General features: G+C 75.3%; 2 protein-coding genes. One reads left to right on the top strand and one right to left on the bottom strand.

All coding sequences use genetic code 11. The features are described from left to right. Window positions 1–2,619 (bottom strand): SseB family protein (locus ABZ749_RS31130; RefSeq protein WP_357234047.1); only part of this gene is annotated, 2,619 nt, incomplete at its 3' end. A gap of 152 nt (window positions 2,620–2,771) precedes the next feature. On the opposite strand from ABZ749_RS31130, the gene mycP reads away from it, so the two are divergent. Continuing rightward, on the top strand, window positions 2,772–3,891 hold a 1,120-nt coding region (gene mycP / locus ABZ749_RS31125), incomplete at its 3' end, for a type VII secretion-associated serine protease mycosin (protein ID WP_357234044.1).

Here is a 3,891-nt window from a genome sequence, read left to right as displayed (position 1 = left end):
GCCCCGGAACGGCGGGCGTTCGATGACCCAGCCCTCCATGGCCCGCATCGCTGGCTCGTTCTGACCGCCGTACGGGATGCGGTAGAGGCTCGGCCGGTGCGCCGGCCAGCGCAGCACGTAGATCTCCTCGGCGTCCTGGGCGAACGGCGAGCCGGGGTAGCTCAGGCCCAGCGCCTCGTGCAGCTGAGCCGGTGTGGTCAGGTGGGACAGCTCACCGGCCCGGTGCACGAACCCGGACACCCGGTCGTACCCACGATCCAGGTAGTACGCGAGCTGGCTGGGGGCGATCGCCTTCTGCATGACCGTCGGCCGGGTCGGGTCGACCGCTGCGGGGGCGTACCGGGGACGGGCGGCCGGTTCGGCCACGGCCGGCGCTTCCACCTGGTCCACTTCCAGGTCGTCCCCGAGCCCCACCTCGGCGGCCCAGTTGGCCAACGCGACGATCTGCTCGCCGGGCAACTTGGCACCCACTGGCGTGCCCGGGTTGACGGCGAAGGACCAGTCCTCGTCGGGCCAGCGCCTGATCAGTTGGGCGAACTTCACCCGGACCGTGTCGATGTCCCCCTCGACATGGTCGGCGAGGCGCTCCGACGACGTGTAGACCACCACGTACGTCTCGCCGTCGAGCTGCCCGGTACGCCAGACGAAGCCGGGATCCCCGGGGCGGCTTCCCCGCGCCGAGTCCGGTGCCGCCGGCAGCAGCACCCGAGCAAGCAGCAGGGTGGACAGGAACGTGTCGGTGCTGCCCGAGCCGGCGGCATTGAGCAGGTCTTCCTCGACCGTGTTCGCCGGCTCGAACTCGACCGGCGGCGGCTCGTCGGCAGGCGGGTAGGTGCCGTCGTCCGCGGTCATGCTCTCGCCGCCGGCCGGGCTTCCCGACGAGCCCTCGCTGTCGGAGCGATCGTCACTGAGCGGGACGTCGGCCCCCAGGTTGCCCAGGCCATCGCCGACGCCGCCGGACTCGGCCGGAACCACGGGCTGCGGGACGGACGGGCTAGGGGCGGGCTGATCGGGGCTGAAGGACGGAGGTGCGAAGGGACCAGGGCTGGCGAACGGCGGCGGAGCGGCCTCAGCGGGGCTGGGGGACGCCGTGAACAGGCCCGGACCGGGGGGCGTCGAGCCGAACGGCGGCGGGGCGGCCTCGGTGGGGCTGGGCCGCCGGGGCGCGTCGACCGGCGCGCTGCTCTCGACCGGGTCGGTGAGGTCGCGGGACTCGATGATGGTGCCCTCGATGACGATGGGCGTGAAGCCTCGGCGCGGCGCAGGCGGCCCGGAGACCGGTTCCGCGACGGACACCGGCGGATCCTCCACCGGCTCGAACCGGCCCGGCCGGTCCTGGGGAATCGCCTGCGTCTCCTCCGCCGATGCCCGTCCGGGCGCACCGGTCGGGCGAGGCTCACCGGTCACCCGGAACGCGCGGGTGGGCTCCTCAGCCAGCGGGTTGTGCCGGCGCGGCGGCAGCGGCTGGGTGATCTCCTCGCCGGACGGCGGCACGTCCATCCCGCGAGGCGCGCCGAGGCCGCCCTCCGGCCGTCGTACCGGCTGGGTGGCGGCCGGGTCCGCCGCCATCGGAAAGGCCCGCGTCGCTGACTCGTCGGCCGGCGCATCGGCTGGTCGGCGGCGAGGGAAGGGCTGGCTGCCTCGACCGAACCGGGTCGGCGGGGCCGCCCGGTCACCGGGGCGTCCGCCGCTCGCGGCCGGGTCGCGGGCCGGAGTGGGGTCGAAGAAGGAGCGCCGAGGCGCGGCCTGGGGGCCACCGTTGCCGTTGGCCGGGGCGGGGCCGTCGACGTCGCCCGGCCGGGTCGCTGCCGGCCAGCCCGCACCCGGCCCAGCCTGGTCGGTGGTGGGGCCGGCGGTAGCCAACGGGGTGAACCGGGACGGCCGGCCGGTGCGGGGCAGTGCTCCGAGGCCTGGGGCGGGTCGAGGCGGTTCGGTCGGGTGCCGCTGACCGGCGGCGGGCAGGTCCTCCTCGCCAGGTCGGCGCGGCGGCTCAGCAGAGGCGGGTGGCCGGGGCGCCGGACCCGGCACCGGCGGGACACCCACCCGAGGGCCCGGGCTCCGCGCGGGCCTTCGGGGTGCGAGCGGAGCGCTCTCGGGCACGGACGGGGCCACCCCCGTCACGGGAGGTGATCCAGCGGCAGTGGCGGTGTCCCGCAGTGGCGCGCCGGGCCGGGTGCGGGCCAGGGTCTCGGCCCGCTCCAGGCGAGCGCGGGCACCCATGGCACGGCCGGGCAGCCGCACGTCACCTCGGGACAACTGCGACACGAACCAGGCCGGCAGGTAACCCTCGACCGGCAGACCCGGATTGACGGCGAGCCACCACTCGTGGTTGGGCCAGCTGGCCGCGAGGTCGGCGAAGGGGATGCGTCGGTTGCTGCCGGCGTGGTCGCCGAGGCAGGCTCGCAGCGCGGCGGCGGAGGTGAAGGCCAGGACGTGGGTCCGGCCGCCGGTGGTCCAGGTGCCCCATCCGGCAGGTGGCTGGCCGGGCTGCGTCGGCGCGGAGACCGGCAGCAGCACATCGGTGCGGGACAGGAGCCGGAAGTAGAGCTCCTGGTCGTTTGCGCGCAGCGCGTCGCGCATCGCCACCTCGGCCTCCGTGGCCGGTTCCCATGCGGTCACGGCCACCTCCCCTTCCGAGAACAGGCCACAGGTATCGCGTACAACCTACAAGGTGGTACCAAGATCACAATGGCTGGCCGGCGGCGGCCTGCCAGGGCCCGAGGGAGGCGATAACATCCCGTTTCGGAGCCGACACGATACGGAGGGTGTCGATGTCCCGATCGATCACGCGCCCGGTCCTCGCAGGTCTGGCCGCCAGCCTGTTGACCGTACCGGCCCTTCCGACCGTCGCCGCCACCGCCGGTCTCGGCGCGTCGGCACCGGCCTGCGCGACCCCACTCGCCCCCGTCCGGCCGGTCGCCGCCAGGCCCTGGCCACAGCAACGGTACGACCCGGCGCGGCTCGCGCCGCTGGCCACCGGCGACGGGGTGACGGTCGCGGTGGTCGACTCCGGGGTGGACCGGGTGCACCCGCAACTGGCTGGGAGGGTGCTGGCCGGCACCGACCTGCTCGACCCCGGCGGGGACGGCGGTCGGGACTGCGCCGGGCACGGCACCGGTGTGGCGAGCATCATCGCCGCGGCACCCCGCCCCGACGTCGCCTTCCGCGGCCTGGCACCGGGTGCCCGAATCCTGCCGGTTCGGGTGAGTGAACAGCAGGTCGTGAAGGGGCGGGAGTCGGGGCGTACGGTCAGCGCCGACGAGTTCGCCCGGGCCATCCGGTGGGCCGTCGACCATGACGCCGACGTGGTGAACCTGTCCGTCGTGCTGTACGCGGACGACCCGGAGGTCCGGTCGGCGGTGCGGTACGCGGTCGAGCGGGACGTGGTGCTGGTGGCCGCCGCCGGCAACCTGCACGACAGTGGGGACCCCCGACCGTTCCCCGCCGGCTACGACGGGGTGCTCGGCGTGGGCGCGATCGGGGCGGACGGCGGGCGGGCGGCGTTCTCGCAGACCGGCTCGTACGTCGATCTTGTCGCTCCGGGCAGCGAGGTGCTGACCGCCGCACCCGGTGTCGGCCACCATCGGGTCGAGGGGACCAGTTACGCGGCGCCCTTCGTGGCCGCCACCGCCGCGTTGCTGCGGGAGTACCGGCCGGAGCTGACCGCCGCCCAGGTGGCGGAGCGGATCATCGCCACCGCCGACCCAGCTCCGGGCGCGGGCCGGGGCGGCGGGTACGGCGCCGGAGTGTTGAACCCCTACCGGGCGGTCACCGAGACCAGCGGCGGCCGTGCGGCCGGCGCGCCGCCGGTCGCCGCGCTCGCCGACGACCGGGCCGAAGCTGGCCAACCCGGGCTTCGAATCCGGCGCGACCGGCTGGACGGCAAGCTCC

Source organism: Micromonospora sp. NPDC047753, assembly GCF_040642735.1.
Taxonomy (GTDB): domain Bacteria; phylum Actinomycetota; class Actinomycetes; order Mycobacteriales; family Micromonosporaceae; genus Micromonospora.
The sequence above is the reverse complement of the archived record's forward strand: the minus strand, read 5'-3'. Positions and strand labels throughout refer to the sequence as shown.